Raw genomic sequence first — 19,246 nt, 5'->3', positions numbered from 1 at the left:
TTTGGCGGACGCTGATTTCGGCCCGCTGCATCAGTCACGTCGGCCCGATTGGCCCAAGGGCGGTATCTGCCGCGACATGTGGCGCACCGATAGCAACTTGGACGGTGCGCGTCAAATAGATCGCATATTTGGGGGTGTCTTTGCGAATTTAGACGGGAAAATGCTTGGAAATTGTGGTATTTAGGTCAAGTTTAGCCTGTTTTAGCAACCCATGGGCGGCCAAGCGGTCGCGCAGAGCGGGCGTATCGGCACAAACCTCATTGAAAAATGCCTGAAGTCCGGCCGTGCCACCTTCGGCCTCGATCATCTGAAACAGCTCATGCATCGACAGCCCACCTTTGTCGCGGGGGCAGTTGGGGGCCAGTTCAGCACGGTAGGATCCTTTTTCCAGCCGGTAGCGATAGGCCGCGTGCCAGTCTTCCCATGATTTGGCGTGGCAATGGGCAAGGTCGATCCCATTGGTGGATTCGGGGCCTTTGAGCATCTCATCATGTTGAAAGGCATTGTGGATTTGCACGCGCACCCCATCCAAGCCACTGCGAACAAAGCATTTTCCGGCCAGATGGCTCAGGAAGCCACCTTTGATATAACTGCCATAGGTCGGGTAAAGCGCCGCAACAACGCGGTTTCGGTCCGGGCCATTGGGCACAAAGGCTTTGAAAGCGGTGCCATCCCCCGCGAGTTGCTCCATCGGTCTGATCCGTGCGATTTTATCTTCGCCCGGCAGATCCGCCAGAATGTCGCCAATCGGGCGGTCCGCAACCAGAAACTCGTCCACATCCATATGGATCAGCCAGTCGACCTCGGACCGGCGCTGATAGGTATGGGTCGCATTATGTGTTTGACGGACCTGATGTTTTTTCGGACGTTTGCCCTTCCACCAATCCGCATCACACAGGGTGGGGCGTGTTTTGGGATGTGCCTTCAGAGCGTCATATGCCGCGCGATTGTCATCATCCAGATAGATGTAGATGCGGTGGGCACCCGCCTCCAGATGGTAGGCGGCAAACCCCAGGATGTCGCGAACCGGCGCGAGGATCGTGGCGCTGATCCCCCAGGTTGCTGTCACACCATCATTTCCTTGGTCGAGGTCAGCCGCACATCGGGATAGTCACGTTCGACCCGGTCAATATCCCATTGCAGCCGCGTCAGGTAAACAATGTCGCCATCATGATCATGGGCGATATGTTGCGGGTTCGCCTGAGTGAATTTGTCCACCGCCGGTTTTTCGCCATTGACCCAACGCGCAGAGGTGAACTGCGACTGTTCAAACCGGACCGGCAGGCCATATTCCAGCTCGATCCGGCTGGCCAGAACTTCGAACTGCAACTGGCCCACCACGCCCACAACAAAGCCAGAGCCGATGGAGGGTTTGAATACTTTTGCAGCCCCTTCTTCGGCAAATTGCATCAGGGCTTTCTCCAGATGCTTTGACTTCAACGGATCGCCCGCACGCACGCCTTGAAGGAGTTCGGGCGCAAAGGACGGGATACCTGTAACGCGCAAAGCTTCCCCTTCGGTTAACGTGTCACCGATCCGCAATTGCCCGTGGTTCGGGATGCCGATGATATCACCGGCCCAAGCCTCTTCGGCCAGCTCGCGGTCTGAGGCAAGGAACATCACCGGATTGGTGATCGCCATCGGTTTCTTGGTGCGCACATGGGTCATTTTCATGCCGCGCAGGAAGTGGCCCGAGGCGAGCCGCACAAAGGCGACACGGTCCCGGTGTTTCGGGTCCATATTGGCCTGAACCTTGAAAACAAAACCGGAAACCTTGTTTTCTTCGGGCAGGATCTGGCGCGGCTCGGCCTTCTGGATCTGCGGTTCGGGGCCGAATTTGGCGATGCCTTCCATCAATTCCTTGACCCCAAAGGAATTGATTGCAGAGCCGAACCAGATCGGGGTCAGCGACCCTTCGGCCATCAGTTCAGCATTCAGAGGTGGCATCAGTTCGCGCACCATTTCGAGGTCTTCGCGCAGCTTGTCCAGCAGGGCGGCGGGCACATGTTCGGCCAGTTTGGGGTCATCCAACCCATTGATTTCAACAGATTCAGAGACCTTGTTGCGGTCTGCACGGTCCATCAGTTCCAGCCGGTCGCGCAGGATGTCGTAACAGCCGATAAAGTCACGGCCCACCCCGATGGGCCAGCTGGCGGGGGTGACATCAATGGCGAGGTTTTCCTGAATTTCATCAATGATCTCAAAAACATCCCGGCTTTCGCGGTCCATCTTGTTACAGAAGGTCAGGATCGGCAGGTCGCGCATGCGGCAGACTTCAAACAGCTTCTGGGTCTGGCTTTCCACACCCTTGGCTCCGTCGATCACCATCACCGCAGCGTCCACAGCGGTCAGGGTGCGATAGGTGTCTTCAGAAAAATCAGAGTGGCCGGGGGTGTCGACAAGATTGAAGCGGAATACATCGTCTTTGCTGGCGAAATCAAACGACATGGCAGAGGCAGAGACAGAGATCCCACGGTCCTTTTCCATCGCCATAAAGTCGGAACGTGTCCGGCGCGCCTCACCTTTGGCGCGGACTTGTCCGGCCATTTGGATCGCCCCACCAAACAGCAGGAATTTTTCCGTCAATGTGGTCTTGCCAGCGTCAGGGTGACTGATGATGGCAAAGGTGCGGCGGCGGGCAATCTCTGGAGGTAGTTCGCCTCGGTTATTCAGTGTATCCAACATCTTGCGCGCCGTTCCTCATGTATTTCTCACCGATGTGTCGGGGAAAGGTAAATGTCGGGCCAAATTCTGCCCGGCGTTCATCGGGCGTACACATACCCTAGATACCGGTGGAAACAAGGGTTGCGGTGTTTTTACCTGTCGCAGGCCAGAGGGTAATCTCGTGCGATCATGGTAGGTAAATGGCCCGTCCACACGCTAACGCGCAGATGCCTTGCGCAACAGTTCTGCGATATCCGGGCGATCCAGCAACGACTCGCTGACGTCCAAACCGGCATGTGGCAGATCGGAATGTCCTGGGATCACCGCGCCCATTGTCGCGGAAAGCGCATCAGGCAGGGCAGATTTGGTGCGCGTGTCGATCAACATCGTTTCTGCGGCGATGCCTTCGGCATAGACAATCTGATGGCTGTCAAACAGCAGTTGGAAATAGTCGACGAAACCGCCGTCCATCACGGTGACCGTGCTGCCGTTCACCAAATGGCGGGCTTTGACCATGATTTCCGCACGCCCAGTCCCCAGTGCATCGCTGCGTTGATAAATAAACAGGCGGTGGTCGGGGCTGACGATAAGGTCGTGATCATTGTTTAGCGTGCCGGCATGGATTTTGATCGGCGCAAAATCCCCCACGGCGCGGACGGTGCTTTGCCCGATCCAGCGCAGCGGCTGCACACCGTCATCGCGGGTCAAGATCCGGTCCCCGACAGAAAGCTCTTCGATCAACCGCTGTTCGCCAGAGGCCAGCGTGATATGGGTGCCACGGGTGAAGGAGACGCTGGCAACCTGTGCGAACTTCTGTCGTGCGGTGGTGGTGTCAATGCCAACCAGCCTGTATTCGACACCGCTGCTAAGTGTGGTCAGGGGCATCAGGAAAACTTCGGCAACGCTGCCTTCCTCGTCCACCTCGACCATCACCAATGCGTCATGCATACTGCCATCGCCGGACATAAAGCTGATCGCGCTGTCCAGCACCAAAGTGGCACGCGCAGTGCCAAGCTCGGAGTCCGGCGCAATGCGAAAATGGGTGTCTGCGCCTGACAGCACCGCAAGCCGTTTGGGCGTTGTCTCAAAAGCAAGTTCATACACATCATCAAGCACCAGCTCACTGGCGAAAGACAGAGGGTCACCCATATTTGCCCCGCCAGAGGCAATAAAATCCTGCGCTGAATAGGCGGCCAGAACTTGCGCGGGGGCGGGTCTTGAACGGGTCATTTCAATCCTTGATGCTCTGGGTTTGGCAGCAGCTAACGCTATGATTGTGACCGCGCTGGGTCAAGGCTGCGGTGTTTTGCTGGCAGTCAGCGGTCAGCATGATAGGTCTGAAGAAATCACAACAGGGGAATCGCGATATGGATCTGGGGATCAAAGGGAAAACCGCGCTGGTATGCGCATCATCCAAGGGTTTGGGACTGGGCTGTGCCGAAGCACTGGCGGAGGCGGGCGTCAATCTGGTGATGAACGCCCGTGGCGCAGAGGCACTGGAGGCTTCAGCCGAGCGGCTGCGCAGCACTTATGGCGTATCGGTCACCGCCGTTGCTGCAGATGTGGCGACGGATGAGGGGCAGGCGGCGGTGATCACGGCAGCGGGTGACGTGGATATTCTGGTCAACAATGCCGGGGGACCCCCTCCGGGCATGTGGTCCGATTGGGACCGTGAGGATTTCATCAAGGCGCTGGATGCCAATATGCTGGCCCCGATTGCGCTGATCAAGGCGCTGGTGCCCGGCATGATGGACCGCGGCTGGGGCCGGGTGGTTAACATTACTTCTCAATCCGTGCGCGCGCCGATCGGCGTTCTGGGCCTCAGCAATTCGGCCCGCACCGGGTTGACCGGCTATGTCGCGGGCACCTCGCGTCAGGTGGCAGGATCGGGTGTGACGATCAATAACCTTCTGCCCGGCATTCATGCCACGGACCGTGCCGACGCATTGGACGGTGTGGTGGTCAAATCGCGCAATATCTCACTTGAAGAAGCGCGCATTGAACGTGCTGCAGGCATTCCCGCCGGGCGTTATGGCACCCGTCAGGAATTCGGCGCAGCCTGTGCGTTTTTGTGCTCCACCCATGCGGGCTTCATTGTCGGGCAGAACCTGCTGCTGGATGGTGGCGCAACCAACATCACGATGTAATTGATATGGCCGAAAAATTCTCGCTCAAGGATCATCTGTTCAATCCGCAAACCATGGCACAGCTGGCCGCAGAGTTTGCCGCCGGGCTACCCGGTTTTGATGCGGAACGTTTTCAGGCTGAAGCCCTGTCTGGCTTTGGTGAACGCGAGCTGATGGAGCGGATGGAATGGATGGCCAATTGCCTTGAGGGGCAATTGGCCAAGGGTTTCCCGACCATGGCGGACCAGTTGGAAGCGGCAATGCCCGCACCACTGGATCCCGCCTTGTGCGACGATGATTTCGGCCAATTCATTCACGCCATGCCTGGTATATTGGCGGTGCGCCACGGGCTTGATGACCATCGCGAACGGGCGCTGGATCTGCTTTATGAGGCGACCAAACGGTTCTCGATGGAGTTCTACATCAGGCCTTTCCTGAACCGTTGGCCGGAGGAAACATTGGCCCGTCTGGCGCGTTGGGCGGCGGATGACAACTATCATGTCCGCCGGTTGGTCAGCGAAGGTACACGGCCCCGTTTGCCATGGGCCAGATCGGTCACGCTGGAGACCGGGCAGCGGGTGCCGCTACTGGCTCGGCTTTATACAGACAAAACCCGCTATGTGACGCGTTCAGTGGCGAACCACCTGAACGATATCGCGAAAAAAGAACCTGAACTGGTGATCTCGCTACTGCAGGAGTGGCAGCAAGAGGGGCGTCAGGATGCAAAGGAGCTTGCGTGGATGACGCGCCATGCGCTGCGCGCCTTGGTGAAACAGGGGCATGCCGGGGCGCTGGACCTGCTGGGCTATCGTGGTGACGTGCCGGTGCGGGCCAGTCTGACGCTGGGCGCAGACAGCTATGCCATCGGGGACCGTCTGGCGATTGGCTGTGAATTGGCGACGGATCAGGATCTGCCGGTCATGGTGGATTACCGCATCACCTTTGCGCGGGCAGGGGGCAAGACGGCGGAAAAAGTATTCAAACTGAAGGTCGCAGAGATCAAAGCGGGCAATCCGCTGACCCTGTCAAAGTCCCATTTCCTCAAGGGTGATGCGACGACTTTCACCCTTTATCCGGGGCCGCATGCGGTGGTTTTACAGGTCAACGGGCAGGATCTGGCCCGCGCCGATTTTGAGCTGACACCCTAAACCCGTTCACGTTTTTGGGACCAGGACGATCATTGGTGGTTGCCTTGCCGATTGGCGGCTAAAGCTGGGCCATTACAGGTCATCATAAGGCAAGCCCATGCAAACCACTGTTCTTATTGCGCTCTTTGCGGCCATTCTGGTCGCCAGTCTGCTGGCCGCCCCCAAACGCGCCTCGGTTGACGGGTTCTTTGGTGGGCTTGGCGTCTCGGGGCGTGCGCCTGGGCTTTGGGTGTTGGTGCTGTCACAGGTCACCACATGGATTTTCGCACGCTCCCTGATGAACGCTGCGATTCTGGGGTATTACTACGGGATTGCTGGTACCTTGGCCTATGCCGCCTACTACGGCTCCTTCCTGACCGGTGGCTTTATTGTCGCCCGATTGCGGGCGAAAGGGGCGCGGTCGATGCAGGATTGGCTGGGCGCGCATTTCGGTGTGGCGGGCAACGGCTGTTACAATCTGGTGATTGCGCTGCGGCTCCTGTCAGAGGTTTTTGCCAATCTGCTGGTGGTCGGGTTGATCTTCAACGCCGTTCTGGCAGGCAGCGGCACCGGGGCGATCCTGATCGTTGCGGTGCTTGGGCTGGCCTATTCGGCATGGGGCGGGTTGTCGGCGGCCCTGCGCACGGATGTTGTGCAAATGCTGGTGTTTCTGGTGGTCTTTGGTCTGGCGTTTCTGGCGCTGATCACCAGCCCCGATTTCGACCTCGGCGCGGTTGTGACGGCCTCCGGCACCTCGGGTGCCTATAACGGTTGGGTCTTGCTGGCGGTGGCTGCATTGCAGGTGTTTTCCTATCCCGCGCACGATCCGGTGATGATGGACCGCGGGTTTATTGCGGATGAAGAAACCACCAAGGCATCGTTTCTACATGCCTTCTGGATTTCCACAGTCTGTATCATCGGATTTGGTTTCTTTGGCATACAGGCCGCCCTGAGCGGGGCAGAATATGAAGGGCAGTTGATCGGCACCTGGGCAGTGATGTTCCCGCCTTGGGTCTTTGTCGCCTTGATGGTGTCGCTGCTGGTCTCTGCCCTTAGCACGCTGGATTCCGCCTTGGCCTCTGCTGCGCGATTGGTTGTTGAAGAGTTGCGCCTTGCACCGCGCACATTGGCGGGGGGGCGCGTTGTGATGCTGGCCTTTATGGTCGCGGGCACGGCTCTTACACTCTGGGGCAATGCGACCCTGTTTGATGCGGTGGCGGTCAGCGGTACAGCGTCGATGTTTCTGACGCCGGTTTTGGTCGTCGGTCTGGTGATGGGGCGCGATGTGGCGCTTTGGGGCTATCTGATTGCCTTTGGTGCGGCGGCAATCGGGGCGGTGGCGTATTTCGGACGCAGCTGGGCGATCTTTGTCGCCATCCTGCCCGAGGGGCATAAATACGAACAACTGCTGGTGATTTGTCTGGCTGTTCTGGCGGTTGGCTTCGCCGGAGTGCTTGCGGCGGTGCGGCGGGGCTGATAGCAGTTTTTCCGAGTAATTCTATCGGATATCTATGACCTTAGCTGCCTCTACGCCGGACCAACCGGTTGTCCCGCGCCTTGAAATCAAGGACCTGCGTCGTTCCTTTGCGGGCCGCCCGGTTGTTGATGGCGTGTCACTGCAAATCATGCCGGGTCAGGTGACTTGCCTGCTGGGCCCTTCGGGTTGCGGCAAATCCACCACTTTGCGGATGATTGCGGGCGTGGAGATGCAAGACAGTGGAACGATCCATGTGGATGGCAAGCTGATCTGTGACACGGTGTTTCGCATCCCGCCCGAGCGGCGCGAAATTGGCCTGATGTTTCAGGACTTTGCCCTGTTTCCGCATCTGTCGGTGGCGGACAATGTGGCCTTTGGCCTGAAGGGATCAAAGGCAGAGAAACGCGTCCGGGTAGAAGAACTGTTGGCGCGGGTCGACCTGTTGCGCTTTATCGACGGCTATCCGCACCAATTGTCGGGAGGCGAACAACAGCGTGTTGCACTGGCGCGCGCCTTGGCCCCCAAGCCGCGTATCATGTTAATGGATGAGCCGTTTTCGGGGTTGGACAACCGGTTGCGCGACGGCATCCGCGATGAAACCCTGAGCATCCTCAAAGGAGAGGATACGGCCGTTCTGCTGGTCACACATGAACCGGACGAGGCCATGCGAATGGCAGATGAAATCGCATTGATGCGCGATGGCAAGATTGTGCAGCAGGGTGCGCCTTACAATGTCTACACTCGGCCTCTGGACCGCGCGGCGGTTGCGTTTTTTTCCGATGCGAATGTGATCGAAGCGACGGTTGAGGGCGCGCTGGCGCATACGGCTTTCGGGCGGTTTCTGGCCCCCGGTGTTGCGGATGGCACGCGGGTGCAGATCGTGTTTCGCCCGCAACATGTGCGGATCGACTTTGACCGTGCGGGCAAGGGGCCAAACCCCACGGCGAAAGAGGGGATGCCGGCACGGGCCGTGGTGTCGCGGGCGCGGTTCATGGGGTCGGAAAGTCTGGTCGAATTTGTAATGGACCATGACGGGTCCCCCTTGCGGGCAACTGTGCCGAATGTGTTTCTGCCGCAACCGGGGGCGGTGATGTGGCTGACTATTCCGCGCGACCGGTGCTTTGTGTTCCCGTTTGATGAATAGGAGTTGGTGATGGCTGAGACGTTGCTTGTTGAGTTTGGCATGGGATCGTCACTGCGGCGGGGGGATTACACCCAAGCAGCCGAGCGTGCGGTGCGCGATGCCCTTTGGCACAATTCAATCAACCTCGCGGAACTCTTCGGGTTTGAGAAAACCGCGATGCAGATCACGCTGGACGTTGGGGTGCAGCAGCCGGACAAGGTTGATGTCGAGGTGCTGAAGGCGGTGTTTCCCTATGGAAATGTGACGGTGAACGTCTCGAAAGGCGGGCTGGATGTGGCGCGTCCTGAGGGGGAACACGGGGACGGGCATCCAACGGCGATGGCCAATGTGGCGCTCTCTGTCGGCTTTGATATGGAGCGGGCAGATGGGTGATCTGAAAAACATGCAGCGCGTGATCATCGAAATGGGCATGGGCAACGACCTGCACGGGATGGATTACACCAAGGCGGCGGGCCGCGCGATTGAAGACGCGCTGCGCCACTCATCGCTGCCGCTTTTCGCCGTTACGGGCGTTTCGCATGAAGAGATGCGGGTGCAGGTGACGATCGGCGTGCAGGAACCGGACAAGCTGGACTTGGCGGCGCTGACAGCGAAGTTGCCACGCGGCGAGGCCGAGGTGTGCGCCGTGCATGGCGGGTTGAATGTGCCGGCTGGGGGTGAAACGATTGTGGTTGCGCAAGCGAGCGTAGAGGCGTTTTTGCCGCCGCAATCCGGTTGGAAACTGAAACCCTAAGGCACGTAATCCGCCAGCGTCTTGCCCGGCTCATCGACAAACAGATCGGGCAGGGCCTCTGCGCTTTCGATCAGATCAAGGCGAAAGACGCGAAAACCCTCGCGCAATTCGCACCATGAGGTCAGGGTCCAGACACGGCCCCAATATTCCATATGCAGCGGGCGGATAACTCGGCTGGTGACGGCATTTTCGCGCGAGGTATAGGTCAGGCGCACCTTCTGGCGGGCTTTGATCGCGGAACGCAGCAGCGGCATATGGGTCAGATTGCGTGTCGGATCGGCAAAGGGGTAAACGGCGAATTTCCACGCCTCGGCCTCGGCAATGGTTTGTGCGGGCAGCACCGCGTCGATCTTGTCTGCCAATGTCTCAGCCGCGATCTTCAACGTGTCATCCGCGGCTTGCCCGACAATTGCCAACCCAAGGTTCAGCGCCTCAAGCTCGGATGCGGTCAAGGTCAGGGGCGGCAAGCTGATCGCCTGAGTGATCATATAGCCCACGCCGCGCTCGCCCTCGATGGGCACACCCGATGCGCTGAGCGTGTCCATATCGCGGTAGATGGTGCGTGTGGATACCTCTAGCCGTTCGGCAATGTCCTGCGCGCGGTAAAGTTTACCGTCGCGCAGGATCTGTATGATGTCAAACAGACGATCAGTGCGGCGCATGCTACTCCTGTTGGTATTTGATCAACCCGTGACGCATCGAGACATGCGCGGGGTCAATCATCTGCATCATCGGGGCGGCAATGGGATCGGCCATCATTGCCTCGGCGGTGGATTTGGCGGCCTCCATCGTGGTCCATGTCACGTGGTCGGTCCACATGCCATCCTTATCACAGGATAGGGTGCGGCTCAGGACGTTGCCGCTGGCTTTGAGCATCGGCTCAATCGCGCGTGCGGCGGTGACAAAGGCCGTCGGGTCGGCACCCTCGTTCAAACGAAATGTCACGATTTCCGCAACAGCGGCGGTGGTGGCTTGGGTCTGGGACATGAGAAACTCCTTTGTTCATGTGTGAGACCCGTCTAGGGGATGCCAACTGACATAAACCTGTCAGTTGGATGCGACAAGAGGCGATTATTTTTGTACTGATGCGTGAAACAGGAGCGGGAAACAGGTTTGCCACTTTGCCTTGCCTGCGGTGCTGCGTAAAACAGGGGCTGAACTGACAGATCGGGCGCGGCAAAGGTGTATGCGCCCCCATGGGAGAAAAGACATGTTGAATAATATTGGTTTGCCGGGCCTTTTGCTGATCGCGGTTGTGGTTCTGGTGCTGTTCGGTCGCGGCAAGATTTCCAGCCTGATGGGTGAGGTCGGCAAAGGCATCACCAGCTTCAAGAAGGGCATCAACGAAGGCGAAAAAGAACTGGCGGATGAGTCCAACACCGTTGAGACCGAGGTTGTCGCCGAAAACGATACGACCAAAGACAAGGTTTAATCCATGTTCGATCTGGGCTGGACCGAACTGCTGGTCATTGGGATCGTGGCGCTGATTGTGGTCGGCCCCAAGGATCTGCCGATCCTGTTTCGCAAGGTCGGGCAGTTTGTGGGCAAGGCCAAGGGCATGGCGCGGGAGTTCTCCTCTGCGATGAACGATGCGGCGGACGACAGCGGCATGCGCGAAATGTCCACTTCGATCAATAAATCGCTCAAGGCGGCGACCAATCCGGTGGGCACGGCGATGGACGGGGTGAAATCCGCAGCCAAATCCCTGACCGATCTGGACCCTGAAAGTGAAACCGGCAAGCTGTCGGCGGAACGTGCGGCAAACGCCAAGAAAATTCAGGCAGCGGGTGCGCGTGCAGCGGCCGAACGCAAACAACGCGAGGCGGCAGAGGCGATGGCCAAAGCCGAAGAGCTCGAGGCGGCAGCAACGCCTCCTGTGGCGGAAAAAGAGTAACACATGAGCGCGACAGACGATATTGACGACAGCGCAGCGCCGCTGATCGAGCATCTGGCAGAGCTGCGCACGCGGCTGATCCATTCGGTGATTGCCTTTATCATCGGGATGATCATCTGTTTCACGGTCTGGAACCCGATTTTCAACTTTCTGACCAATCCCCTATGTTCGGCCATGGCCGAGCGCGGGCAGGAAGATTGCGGGCTGATCCTGATCAAGCTGCAAGAAGGCTTCTTTGTTGCCATCTCGATCTCGCTGCTGGGCGGGCTGGTACTGGGCTTTCCCTATATCAGCTACCAGATGTGGCGGTTTGTGGCACCGGGGCTTTACAAGAACGAGAAGGGTGCGTTTCTGCCGTTCCTGATCGCTTCGCCCATCATGTTCTTTATCGGCGCGTCGTTTGCGTTCTACGTGGTTACCCCGCTGGCGTTTGATTTCTTTCTCGGCTTCCAACAGGGATCACTGACCGGTGACGGATCCGACGCGGTGGCGAACGGTGTGGCCGGCATCGCCTTTCAGGGATCGGCGCAAGAATACCTAAGCTTGACAATCAAATTCATCGTGGCCTTTGGTCTGTGTTTCCAGCTGCCGGTTTTGCTGACGCTTATGGGCAAGGCCGGGCTGGTCAGCGCCGAGGGGCTGGGCAATGTGCGCAAATATGCGGTTGTGGCCATTCTGGTGCTGGCGGCATTGGTCACGCCACCCGATGTGATCACTCAGGTGATCCTGTTTGTGGTGGTTTACGGGCTTTATGAACTGTCCATTCAATTGGTGAAACGGGTCGAAAAACAGCGTGAGGCCAAATTGCGGGCGGAAGGTTTCTATGACGAAGACGAAGACCTGCTGGCCGAATTTGACGACGATGAAGACGATTTGAAGTAAGGGGCGTGTCTATGCCGAACGCGATGATAGATGACCCCATGGATCGGATCGCCGCCGCGTTAGAGCGGATGGCACCGGCCCCGCTTGCGGCCCCTGATTTCGATGCGGCCACGGCCTTTGTCTGGCATACAGAGCCGGACCGGCTGGAGCCGGTTGAAAAGGTCAGTCGCGTTGATCTGTCCTTGCTGATCGGTGTGGACCGCGCGCGCGATACCCTGTTGCAGAATACACGGCAGTTTGCCGCTGGCCTGCCAGCAAATAACGCGCTTATGTGGGGCGCGAGGGGCATGGGAAAATCAAGCCTTGTCAAGGCTATACATGCCAATGTTGTAGCAACACATGAGGCCTTGCGCATTGTCGAATTGCAACGCGAAGATCTGCCTTCGGTGGGGCGGTTGCTGAACCTTCTGCGCGGTGCTTCGCAGCGGTTTATCCTGTTCTGTGACGATCTGAGTTTTGGCCATGATGACGCGCATTACAAATCGCTAAAGGCGGTGCTGGATGGCGGGATCGAAGGGCGGCCCGAGAATGTTGTGCTTTATGCCACGTCGAACCGCCGTCACCTGATGCCGCGCGATATGATCGAAAACGAACGTGGTTCCGCGATCAATCCAGCTGAGGCAGTAGAGGAAAAAGTGTCCCTTTCGGATCGTTTCGGCCTGTGGCTGGGCTTCCACCCCTGTGATCAGGATCAATATCTTGCGATGATCCGGGGCTATTGCGATGCCCATGGGGTGCAGATTGATGACGATACGCTGCGGGCAGAGGCCATTGAGTGGCAGGCAACACGCGGGGCACGGTCCGGGCGTGTGGCCTGGCAGTATTTCGTGGATCTGGCAGGGCGCAAGGGCGTGACCCTGCGCTAAGCATAGGTCGGAAAGCAGGCTGCTTCATAGGATTTTGCCACGGCAAATGCTTGTGGGCCAAAGCTATCCGTATCAATGCAGAGTGCCGGGAAACGCCTGACAATCTCGTTTTTTGAACTTGGAGAGAGCGCCTGCATTGCGGCTGGGCCAGGATAGAAGCTTTCGCTCAACATACCGCTGGTTTGCAGAACGAAGTGGCCCTTTAGCAGTAGGTGATAATAGGTGAACTCTGCCTGTGGCATTCGGTAAATTGTGTCACCATTCACGAGGTCTTTGGCTCTGATAAAGGCGGCTTCGGTGCCGAGCAGTAATTCGGCGCGCCAGTCTTCAACCAGAATTGCGTGGTTCGGAGAGACAGCGATATCGCGATCGTTGTTAAAAGTACCCTTGGTTATTATGATCGGGGCCAGGTCACCATCCGCTTTGACTGTGCTTTTCCCAATCCATTCAACGGTTTGTTCGCCGCCATTATCAGTATTGACCAAATCGCCTTCGGATAGATCGCTGATGCGACGCGGACCTTGGGAGGTATCAATTAAGGTATCCGCTCCAAAGCAGGTGATGTCCTCGTAATCCCAACCGGTGCCACTATCCACCCAACCACCGGCGTTGCCCAACAGGGTATCCCCTGTTTCAAAGGACGAGCCCGGCGTAGGGAGCCAGTACCATTGGCCGGCGACCTGAAAAAAGGCAACTGGTTCAATAACGTCCTGGATGCCATCATTGTTGGTATCCATACGTACATTGAGGATGGAACCGCCGTTTACGACTGCGTTGGTGTGATTGCCATCTGATGTGGTGACAAGTTGGTTGGCGTCACCTGAACCAAACCAATCCATCTGCGCATCATCATCTGTGATGGTGATTGTCAGTTCAGGTGTGGAGGGGATGTTATATCCGGTCCAGCGATAGCCGATGCCATGGTAAGTCGGCATCGTCTATCTCCCCATCCGGTTTGCACCCGATACTGGGGAAACAGACATTGTATCACAGGTTGTTTTTTGGTGATCCCACCGCGTGGTGCATTTGGAAATGTGGCGAGTTATCTGATGGTAAGCGTGAACACGAGACTTATCCAACTGAACGAAGGCACAGGTGTTTAGAGCAGACCGCACATCGCACTTGAGCACTGAATGCACGGGTACAACCGGGCCTTCTGGTCTGAATTCCGTTTCTTTGTAACCGTTATAGTTGAGCATGGTTCAATCCAATCGCGCTTGGTGCGTTGGATTGTTTCTATTCCCGAAACGGGGCGCGATGAGGGCGTTGCCGTGTGGTTTGAGGCAAACTCGCGGCAATTTAGAGGTAATTTGCCCTGAAAACGGATGTCAGGCCCGGTTTTGGACCCGTATCAGTTCAAGAAAGGTGCCGGATCAACCGAGTCGAATCCTTCGCGCACCTCAAAATGCACATAGGCGTCATCACCGCTGCGCAGTTTCGCGATCTGCTGACCACGGCCCACGCTGTCACCTTTGGCAACGCTCACATCCGTCACATTGGCATAGACCGTCAACAGGTTGCCAGCGTGGCGTACGACAACGATCGGCACACCTTCAGCGCTTTTGGTGATGGCGGCCACGGTGCCACTGTCGGCAGCTTTCACCGGCGTGCCGGCGGCAGCTTTGATGTTGATGCCTTCATTGCGGCCCTTGGCATAGCCACGGATGATGCTGCCGGTGACCGGAGTTGTCATCTTGGTGGCTTTGGCGGGTTTGGTGGTTTTGCCAACATCTGCCACCGGCTTGCTGGGTGCCTTGGCAGCAGGGGCGGGTTTGGCCGTGTCGTCCTTGGGCAAGGGCTTGGCCGCTGAGGGTGGTGTTGGCGTAGGTGTGCCGGTGCCGGGGGCGGTGGTGGTTGCCGTCGCACTTGGGGCTGGTGTCGCCTTGCGGGCCGGTGGGTTCTGCTTGGCAACGGGGATCAGCAGGAACTGACCTTCGCGCACGGCAAAATCTGCCCCCAGACCATTCCACTCCGACAGCGCCTTGACCGGCACATTGTAAAGCCGCGCAACGGTATAAGCGGTTTCTCCGCGCTCGACCTTGTGGCGCACAGGTTCCTGCCCGGTTTGCGCCTGTGGGGCGTTGGTTGCGGGGGGCAGGGCGGCGGTTTGTACACCGGGTGTTGCAGGAGCGCGGTCAATTGCGCCACCGGCCAGCGAACTGATGTCAACCGGCTGGATCGGGCCGCTGCTCGCCGCACCGGTTGCAGGCGAAGGTTCCGCGACACGTCGCGGCAGGGCGATGATCTCGTCCTTGCGCAGGGTGTCATCAATGTTGATCCCGTTAAAGCGGGCAAGCGCAGCAGGGTCGACATTCACCCGCTTGGCAACATCACCCAGGGTGTCGCCGCGCCGGGCTACAGCAACCTGATAGTTGGGATAGGAGATCACACCGCGATCGTCAGGCTTGGGCCGGTTGGCCAGTGGGCCGGTGGCTGCATCCGCCGTGGAAAAGCCGCCGCCAATGCCGCGCAGATCAAAATCCAAGGGTTGATCACCGCAAGCGGTCAGAAGGGTGGCACTGGCCGTTGCCAGCAAGCTCAGCCGTACCTTACGGCGCATAATGGATGGGCGCATCTGCTAGTCCTCTTTACACTCGGCCCCCCCGTGTCTCCGAGGGTTCGCAACACAATACTCTATTATCCGTCTTTGCCCAAGCCTTCCAGCAAAGGAACAAAGCGCACAGAACGCATTTCGTCATATTCCAGCCCGTCTGCGGTTTTCCGCACACGGATCAGATGTTGCACCGCATCCGATTGCCCCACCGGCAGCACCATGATGCCGCCCTCCTTGAGCTGCGCCAGAAGGGGCCCGGGTGGGTCTTCGGCGGCGGCCGTCACGATGATGCGGTCAAAAGGGGCCTGTTCGGCCAAACCAAAGCTGCCATCGGCAGTGATCGCGGTGATGTTCACCAGATCAAGGTCCTGAAAAATGGTGCGGGCTTCATGTACCAGACGGCGGTGGCGGTCGATGGTATAGACGCGGCGTGCAAGTTTGCTGAGGATCGCCGCCTGATACCCCGACCCGGTGCCGATTTCGAGCACCTTGTCACGCGGGCTGATCTCCAGCGCCTGTGTCATCAGCCCGACAACAGAAGGCTGGCTGATGGTCTGGCCACAGGCGATGGGCAGCGGCATATCCTCGTAGGCGCGTTCGGAAAACAGCCCTTTGATAAAAGGGCCACGGTCAACGCTTTCCATTGCCGCAAGGACTCGGCTGTCCGTCACCCCCTTGGAGCGCAGCGCATAGAGAAACTGCATCTTACGCTCTGCGGCGGAATGGGCGTCGTCCGCGTTACTCATGAATTGATGCCCGCAAGACTGTCCATCATGTTATGGGCGGTCAGATCCGCGCGCATCGGCGTCACCGAAACATAACCTTCAAGGTTATAGGCCGCATCCGACCCTTTGGCGGTTTTGACCTGCTGATCGCCGCCTTTGATCCATGAGAACCGTCGCCCAGACGGTGCGGTGTGCGGTTCGGTGCCAAAGACCACACCGGGACGACGCCCCTGGGTGGCAAGGCGGGTGCCCTTGACATCCAGTGCTGCGACGGGTGGGAAGTTCACGTTATAAAACAGTGGGTAATCCACATCTTCATCGGGCGTGTTGCGCAAAATGCGGCGCAAAACGGCGGCCCCGTGTTTCGATGCGGCCTCAAACGGGTCTTCCAGCTCACGGTTGGCAGGACCGAAATATTGTGACAGGGCAATGGCGGGTAGCCCTTGCAGGGCCGCTTCCATCGCGCCGCCAATGGTGCCGGAATAGAGCGTGTTTTCAGCCGAGTTATTGCCCCGGTTCACACCGGAGAGCACCAGATCAGGCGGGCAGTCCTTCATCACGTCATGTACGGCGACCAACACACAATCAGCGGGGGAGCCTTCGGCGGCATAGCGGCGTTCGCCCAATTGGGTCATCATCGTGGGATGCACATAGTTGATGCAATGACCAACGCCGGATTGTTCAAAGGCCGGTGCCACGGTCCAGACTTCACCTTTGGGGCCGGCCAGATCGGTGGCGATGGCGTGCAGCGTTTCAAGCCCCGGTGCCGTGATCCCGTCGTCATTTGTAATCAGAATGCGCATGATTTGCCCCTTTCTGCCTTGATAGGTGAGGGGGCAGAGCGCGGCAAGCGCAGGCTTGGCCTCAAAGGGTCAAAGTTGCGCCAAAACCGCAGCCGCTTGCGTGTGGATGTCGCTAAGGCCCTCGCGTGGCTCGCCGGGGAAGAACCGGGCGCGTGTGGCGGTGGGCATCGGCTCAGGTGTCAGAATGCTGACCTTGGGGCCGATCTTGGCGGTTTCGGCGGCCCATGCGCGGGCCAGTGCGATCTGTGCGGATTTTGTTGCCGCATAGGCCCCGAAAAACTTGTGATCGACACGCGGATCGTCAAAGAACACCGCTTGCCCGCTCTGGCCCAGTAAAGGTGCCACATAGGTGATCAGGGTCGAGGTGGCGGTGACATTGCCGGCGACCGATTTCGCCATGTCCTTGGCATCAATGTGATCTGCGGGGGCAAGCGGGGCTGCGTGAATGGCGCAATGCAGCCAAATATCAAGGCTGCCCCAGCGGTCATGGATTCCGCGACACAGAACAGCCATGGCATCGGCGTTGGTCACATCCATCGGGGCCAGGGTGGCGGCACCGCCTTTCGCTTGAATGCGATCGTCCAGTTCCTCCAGCGCGCCGGTGGTGCGCCCGACGGCAATGACGTGATGTGTGGGGGCCAGTGCCTCAGCAAGGGCGGCACCCAAGCCGCGAGAGGCGCCAGTGATCAATGCGGTTTTGGTCATGGGAGCTGCTTGTTTCTTATGGTTTGAAGGGGCGACAGGTTACTCCGCCGCCGGTTTCATTTGGAAACCCTGATCCATCTGATCGGCGGGGGTGACCGGATATTCGCCCGAGAAACAGGCATCACAATACTGCGGGCATTTCTTGTTGCGCCCCTCGGCCTCGCCAACGGCACGATAGAGGCCATCCAGCGAGATGAATTTGAGGCTGTCCACGTTCAAATGCGCGCGCATCTCTTCTTCGGACATTGTGGCCGCAAGCAATTTGTCGCGTTGTGGGGTATCCACACCGTAAAAACAGGGCCAGGCTGTCGGGGGGGAGGCAATGCGGAAATGCACCTCCTTGGCACCGGCATCCAGGATCATTTCCTTGATTTTACGGCTGGTGGTGCCGCGCACCACGCTGTCATCAACCAGAATGACCCGTTTGTCCTTGATCAGCGCCCGGTTGACGTTGAGTTTCAGGCGCACACCCATGTTGCGGATCTGCTCGGTGGGCTCGATGAAGGTGCGGCCCATATATTGGTTGCGGATGATGCCCATCGCATAAGGGATGCCCGATTCAAGGGAAAACCCGATGGCAGCCGGTGTGCCGGAGTCCGGTACGGGGCAGACAAGATCCGCCTCGACCGGGCTTTCCTTGGCCAGCTCCCGGCCAATCGCTTCACGGGTTTCATAGACGGAACGACCGCCCAGAATACTGTCGGGGCGGCTGAAATAGACGTGTTCAAAGATACAGAAACGCGGTTCCTGACGGCGGAAGGGAAAATGGGATTCGATGCCCTTGGGGGTGATGACCACCATTTCGCCGGGGTCGATTTCGCGCACAAATTCCGCGCCGATGATATCTAGCGCACAGGTTTCCGAGCTTAATGCCCAGCCGTCACCGACCTTGCCCAACACCAGCGGGCGCACACCCAGTGGGTCGCGCACACCAATCAGCTTGGTGCGTGTCATGGCCACTACAGAAAACGCCCCTTCAACACGGCGCAGGGCATCTTCCATCCGTTCAGGGATGGTGCGTTGCAAGGAGCGGGCCATCAGGTGAATGATACATTCACTGTCAGAGGACGATTGAAATATGCTGCCCCGTTCGATCAGCTCCCGGCGCAGGGAATTGGCGTTTGTGATATTGCCGTTATGGGCAATCGCCGCACCGCCCATGGCGAATTCGCCAAAGAAGGGCTGAACGTCGCGGATCGCTGTCGGGCCTTTCGAACCGGAGGTGGAATAGCGCACATGACCGATGGCCAGTTCACCGGGCAGGGTTTCCATCACTTTTTGCGAAGTGAAATTGTCGCGCACATAGCCAAAGCGGCGGGCGGATTGAAATCCGGCTTCGGGATCATGGCTGACGATGCCGCCAGCTTCCTGGCCGCGATGTTGCAGGGCATGCAGGCCGAGGGCGACGAAATTCGATGCGTCGGCCACGCCAATCATGCCAAAGACGCCGCATTCCTCTTTCAGTTTATCCTCGTCGCCGGCGTCACGCAGATAGGAGGTGTCAAAGGGGTGTGCGGGGGGCATGATTTTGCGGGAAATCTTGGGC

Annotated in this window: 21 protein-coding genes; 10 read left to right on the top strand and 11 right to left on the bottom strand. The window is 58.4% G+C overall.

Features of this window, described 5'->3' with window-relative positions:
• Nucleotides 1-148: 148 nt before the first annotated feature.
• The 3 genes from QQL78_RS08785 to QQL78_RS08775 form a co-directional block, all read right to left on the bottom strand.
• A complete protein-coding gene (locus tag QQL78_RS08785; protein ID WP_284372553.1) occupies nucleotides 149-1,069 on the bottom strand; it encodes a glycosyltransferase family 2 protein in 921 nt (306 codons plus the stop codon).
• Nucleotides 1,066-2,685: a peptide chain release factor 3 gene (locus QQL78_RS08780; protein ID WP_284372551.1), complete on the bottom strand. Its 1,620-nt coding sequence runs from the start codon at nucleotides 2,683-2,685 to the stop codon at nucleotides 1,066-1,068. The genes QQL78_RS08785 and QQL78_RS08780 overlap by 4 nt, the downstream gene beginning before the upstream one ends.
• A 195-nt stretch (nucleotides 2,686-2,880) precedes the next feature.
• Nucleotides 2,881-3,894: a Hint domain-containing protein gene (locus QQL78_RS08775; protein WP_284372549.1), complete on the bottom strand. Its 1,014-nt coding sequence runs from the start codon at nucleotides 3,892-3,894 to the stop codon at nucleotides 2,881-2,883.
• Between the two features lie 137 nt (nucleotides 3,895-4,031).
• Here QQL78_RS08775 and QQL78_RS08770 point away from each other — a divergent pair, with 137 nt between their 5' ends.
• The 6 genes from QQL78_RS08770 (at nucleotide 4,032) to QQL78_RS08745 (ending at nucleotide 9,271) form a co-directional block, all read left to right on the top strand.
• A complete protein-coding gene (locus QQL78_RS08770) occupies nucleotides 4,032-4,811 on the top strand; it encodes an SDR family oxidoreductase (protein WP_284375515.1) in 780 nt (259 codons plus the stop codon).
• A gap of 5 nt (nucleotides 4,812-4,816) precedes the next feature.
• Nucleotides 4,817-5,938 carry a DNA alkylation repair protein gene (locus QQL78_RS08765; protein WP_284372547.1) on the top strand — a complete coding sequence of 374 codons (1,122 nt, stop codon included), beginning with the start codon at nucleotides 4,817-4,819 and terminating at the stop codon, nucleotides 5,936-5,938.
• A gap of 97 nt (nucleotides 5,939-6,035) precedes the next feature.
• Nucleotides 6,036-7,394, top strand: coding sequence for an SLC5/6 family protein (locus QQL78_RS08760; RefSeq protein ID WP_284372546.1), 1,359 nt, complete (start codon nucleotides 6,036-6,038; stop codon nucleotides 7,392-7,394).
• 34 nt (nucleotides 7,395-7,428) lie between these two features.
• Nucleotides 7,429-8,538 carry an ABC transporter ATP-binding protein gene (locus QQL78_RS08755; RefSeq protein ID WP_284372545.1) on the top strand — a complete coding sequence of 370 codons (1,110 nt, stop codon included), beginning with the start codon at nucleotides 7,429-7,431 and terminating at the stop codon, nucleotides 8,536-8,538.
• A 9-nt stretch (nucleotides 8,539-8,547) separates the two neighbouring features.
• The gene (locus QQL78_RS08750) at nucleotides 8,548-8,910 is read left to right on the top strand and encodes a Lin0512 family protein (protein ID WP_284372543.1); all 363 of its coding nucleotides are present in this window, start codon (nucleotides 8,548-8,550) and stop codon (nucleotides 8,908-8,910) included.
• On the top strand, nucleotides 8,903-9,271 hold the full coding sequence (locus QQL78_RS08745) for a Lin0512 family protein (RefSeq protein WP_284372541.1): 369 nt from the start codon (nucleotides 8,903-8,905) through the stop codon (nucleotides 9,269-9,271). Before QQL78_RS08750 ends, QQL78_RS08745 begins: the two co-directional genes overlap by 8 nt.
• Here QQL78_RS08745 and QQL78_RS08740 read toward each other — a convergent pair.
• Together QQL78_RS08740 and QQL78_RS08735 are read right to left on the bottom strand one after the other, a co-directional pair.
• On the bottom strand, nucleotides 9,268-9,933 hold the full coding sequence (locus tag QQL78_RS08740; RefSeq protein WP_284372539.1) for a helix-turn-helix transcriptional regulator: 666 nt from the start codon (nucleotides 9,931-9,933) through the stop codon (nucleotides 9,268-9,270). The genes QQL78_RS08745 and QQL78_RS08740 overlap by 4 nt on opposite strands.
• Nucleotide 9,934: 1 nt before the next feature.
• Nucleotides 9,935-10,258, bottom strand: a complete 324-nt coding sequence (locus QQL78_RS08735; RefSeq protein ID WP_284372537.1) for a hypothetical protein — start codon at nucleotides 10,256-10,258, stop codon at nucleotides 9,935-9,937.
• Nucleotides 10,259-10,481: 223 nt separating this feature from the next.
• Here QQL78_RS08735 and tatA point away from each other — a divergent pair, with 223 nt between their 5' ends.
• From tatA to QQL78_RS08715, 4 genes are read left to right on the top strand one after another with little or no spacing between them, the layout of a single operon-like run.
• A complete protein-coding gene (gene tatA, locus QQL78_RS08730; protein ID WP_276150385.1) occupies nucleotides 10,482-10,703 on the top strand; it encodes a twin-arginine translocase TatA/TatE family subunit in 222 nt (73 codons plus the stop codon).
• Between the two features lie 3 nt (nucleotides 10,704-10,706).
• On the top strand, nucleotides 10,707-11,165 hold the full coding sequence (gene tatB / locus QQL78_RS08725) for a Sec-independent protein translocase protein TatB (RefSeq protein WP_284372531.1): 459 nt from the start codon (nucleotides 10,707-10,709) through the stop codon (nucleotides 11,163-11,165).
• A 3-nt stretch (nucleotides 11,166-11,168) separates the two neighbouring features.
• Nucleotides 11,169-12,047: a twin-arginine translocase subunit TatC gene (gene tatC / locus QQL78_RS08720; protein WP_284372529.1), complete on the top strand. Its 879-nt coding sequence runs from the start codon at nucleotides 11,169-11,171 to the stop codon at nucleotides 12,045-12,047.
• A 23-nt stretch (nucleotides 12,048-12,070) separates the two neighbouring features.
• Complete coding sequence (locus QQL78_RS08715; protein ID WP_284375513.1) at nucleotides 12,071-12,913, top strand: ATP-binding protein; 843 nt, start codon at nucleotides 12,071-12,073, stop codon at nucleotides 12,911-12,913.
• Here the strand turns inward: QQL78_RS08715 and QQL78_RS08710 are convergent.
• The 6 genes from QQL78_RS08710 to purF all read right to left on the bottom strand — a co-directional run bounded on the left by QQL78_RS08710 (nucleotide 12,910) and on the right by purF (nucleotide 19,224).
• Nucleotides 12,910-13,848 carry a Hint domain-containing protein gene (locus QQL78_RS08710; protein WP_284372527.1) on the bottom strand — a complete coding sequence of 313 codons (939 nt, stop codon included), beginning with the start codon at nucleotides 13,846-13,848 and terminating at the stop codon, nucleotides 12,910-12,912. The genes QQL78_RS08715 and QQL78_RS08710 overlap by 4 nt on opposite strands.
• A gap of 416 nt (nucleotides 13,849-14,264) precedes the next feature.
• A complete protein-coding gene (locus tag QQL78_RS08705; RefSeq protein WP_284372525.1) occupies nucleotides 14,265-15,488 on the bottom strand; it encodes a peptidoglycan DD-metalloendopeptidase family protein in 1,224 nt (407 codons plus the stop codon).
• Between the two features lie 62 nt (nucleotides 15,489-15,550).
• Nucleotides 15,551-16,213: a protein-L-isoaspartate(D-aspartate) O-methyltransferase gene (locus QQL78_RS08700; protein ID WP_284372523.1), complete on the bottom strand. Its 663-nt coding sequence runs from the start codon at nucleotides 16,211-16,213 to the stop codon at nucleotides 15,551-15,553.
• Nucleotides 16,210-16,995 (bottom strand): 5'/3'-nucleotidase SurE, encoded by a 786-nt coding sequence (gene surE / locus QQL78_RS08695; protein WP_284372521.1) that lies wholly within the window; start codon nucleotides 16,993-16,995, stop codon nucleotides 16,210-16,212. Before surE ends, QQL78_RS08700 begins: the two co-directional genes overlap by 4 nt.
• A gap of 69 nt (nucleotides 16,996-17,064) precedes the next feature.
• A complete protein-coding gene (locus QQL78_RS08690; RefSeq protein ID WP_284372519.1) occupies nucleotides 17,065-17,700 on the bottom strand; it encodes an SDR family NAD(P)-dependent oxidoreductase in 636 nt (211 codons plus the stop codon).
• Between the two features lie 39 nt (nucleotides 17,701-17,739).
• Nucleotides 17,740-19,224, bottom strand: coding sequence for an amidophosphoribosyltransferase (gene purF / locus QQL78_RS08685; protein ID WP_284375511.1), 1,485 nt, complete (start codon nucleotides 19,222-19,224; stop codon nucleotides 17,740-17,742).
• Nucleotides 19,225-19,246 lie beyond the last annotated feature (22 nt).

It is taken from the genome of Sulfitobacter pacificus (assembly GCF_030159975.1).
GTDB lineage: Bacteria > Pseudomonadota > Alphaproteobacteria > Rhodobacterales > Rhodobacteraceae > Sulfitobacter > Sulfitobacter pacificus.
This window is presented reverse-complemented; position numbering and strand designations above follow the sequence as displayed.

What these genes read in the sequence shown, in the direction of transcription:
- QQL78_RS08690 (WP_284372519.1), bottom strand. Translation starts at nt 17,700, where the DNA reads ATGACCAAAACCGCATTGATCACTGGCGCCTCTCGCGGCTTGGGTGCC.
- tatA (WP_276150385.1), top strand. Translation starts at nt 10,482, where the DNA reads ATGTTGAATAATATTGGTTTGCCGGGCCTTTTGCTGATCGCGGTTGTG.
- QQL78_RS08705 (WP_284372525.1), bottom strand. Translation starts at nt 15,488, where the DNA reads ATGCGCCCATCCATTATGCGCCGTAAGGTACGGCTGAGCTTGCTGGCA.
- QQL78_RS08760 (WP_284372546.1), top strand. Translation starts at nt 6,036, where the DNA reads ATGCAAACCACTGTTCTTATTGCGCTCTTTGCGGCCATTCTGGTCGCC.
- QQL78_RS08735 (WP_284372537.1), bottom strand. Translation starts at nt 10,258, where the DNA reads ATGTCCCAGACCCAAGCCACCACCGCCGCTGTTGCGGAAATCGTGACA.
- tatC (WP_284372529.1), top strand. Translation starts at nt 11,169, where the DNA reads ATGAGCGCGACAGACGATATTGACGACAGCGCAGCGCCGCTGATCGAG.
- QQL78_RS08745 (WP_284372541.1), top strand. Translation starts at nt 8,903, where the DNA reads ATGGGTGATCTGAAAAACATGCAGCGCGTGATCATCGAAATGGGCATG.
- QQL78_RS08740 (WP_284372539.1), bottom strand. Translation starts at nt 9,933, where the DNA reads ATGCGCCGCACTGATCGTCTGTTTGACATCATACAGATCCTGCGCGAC.
- QQL78_RS08700 (WP_284372523.1), bottom strand. Translation starts at nt 16,213, where the DNA reads ATGAGTAACGCGGACGACGCCCATTCCGCCGCAGAGCGTAAGATGCAG.
- purF (WP_284375511.1), bottom strand. Translation starts at nt 19,224, where the DNA reads ATGCCCCCCGCACACCCCTTTGACACCTCCTATCTGCGTGACGCCGGC.
- surE (WP_284372521.1), bottom strand. Translation starts at nt 16,995, where the DNA reads ATGCGCATTCTGATTACAAATGACGACGGGATCACGGCACCGGGGCTT.
- QQL78_RS08780 (WP_284372551.1), bottom strand. Translation starts at nt 2,685, where the DNA reads ATGTTGGATACACTGAATAACCGAGGCGAACTACCTCCAGAGATTGCC.
- QQL78_RS08755 (WP_284372545.1), top strand. Translation starts at nt 7,429, where the DNA reads ATGACCTTAGCTGCCTCTACGCCGGACCAACCGGTTGTCCCGCGCCTT.
- tatB (WP_284372531.1), top strand. Translation starts at nt 10,707, where the DNA reads ATGTTCGATCTGGGCTGGACCGAACTGCTGGTCATTGGGATCGTGGCG.
- QQL78_RS08765 (WP_284372547.1), top strand. Translation starts at nt 4,817, where the DNA reads ATGGCCGAAAAATTCTCGCTCAAGGATCATCTGTTCAATCCGCAAACC.
- QQL78_RS08715 (WP_284375513.1), top strand. Translation starts at nt 12,071, where the DNA reads ATGATAGATGACCCCATGGATCGGATCGCCGCCGCGTTAGAGCGGATG.
- QQL78_RS08710 (WP_284372527.1), bottom strand. Translation starts at nt 13,848, where the DNA reads ATGCCGACTTACCATGGCATCGGCTATCGCTGGACCGGATATAACATC.
- QQL78_RS08770 (WP_284375515.1), top strand. Translation starts at nt 4,032, where the DNA reads ATGGATCTGGGGATCAAAGGGAAAACCGCGCTGGTATGCGCATCATCC.
- QQL78_RS08775 (WP_284372549.1), bottom strand. Translation starts at nt 3,894, where the DNA reads ATGACCCGTTCAAGACCCGCCCCCGCGCAAGTTCTGGCCGCCTATTCA.
- QQL78_RS08750 (WP_284372543.1), top strand. Translation starts at nt 8,548, where the DNA reads ATGGCTGAGACGTTGCTTGTTGAGTTTGGCATGGGATCGTCACTGCGG.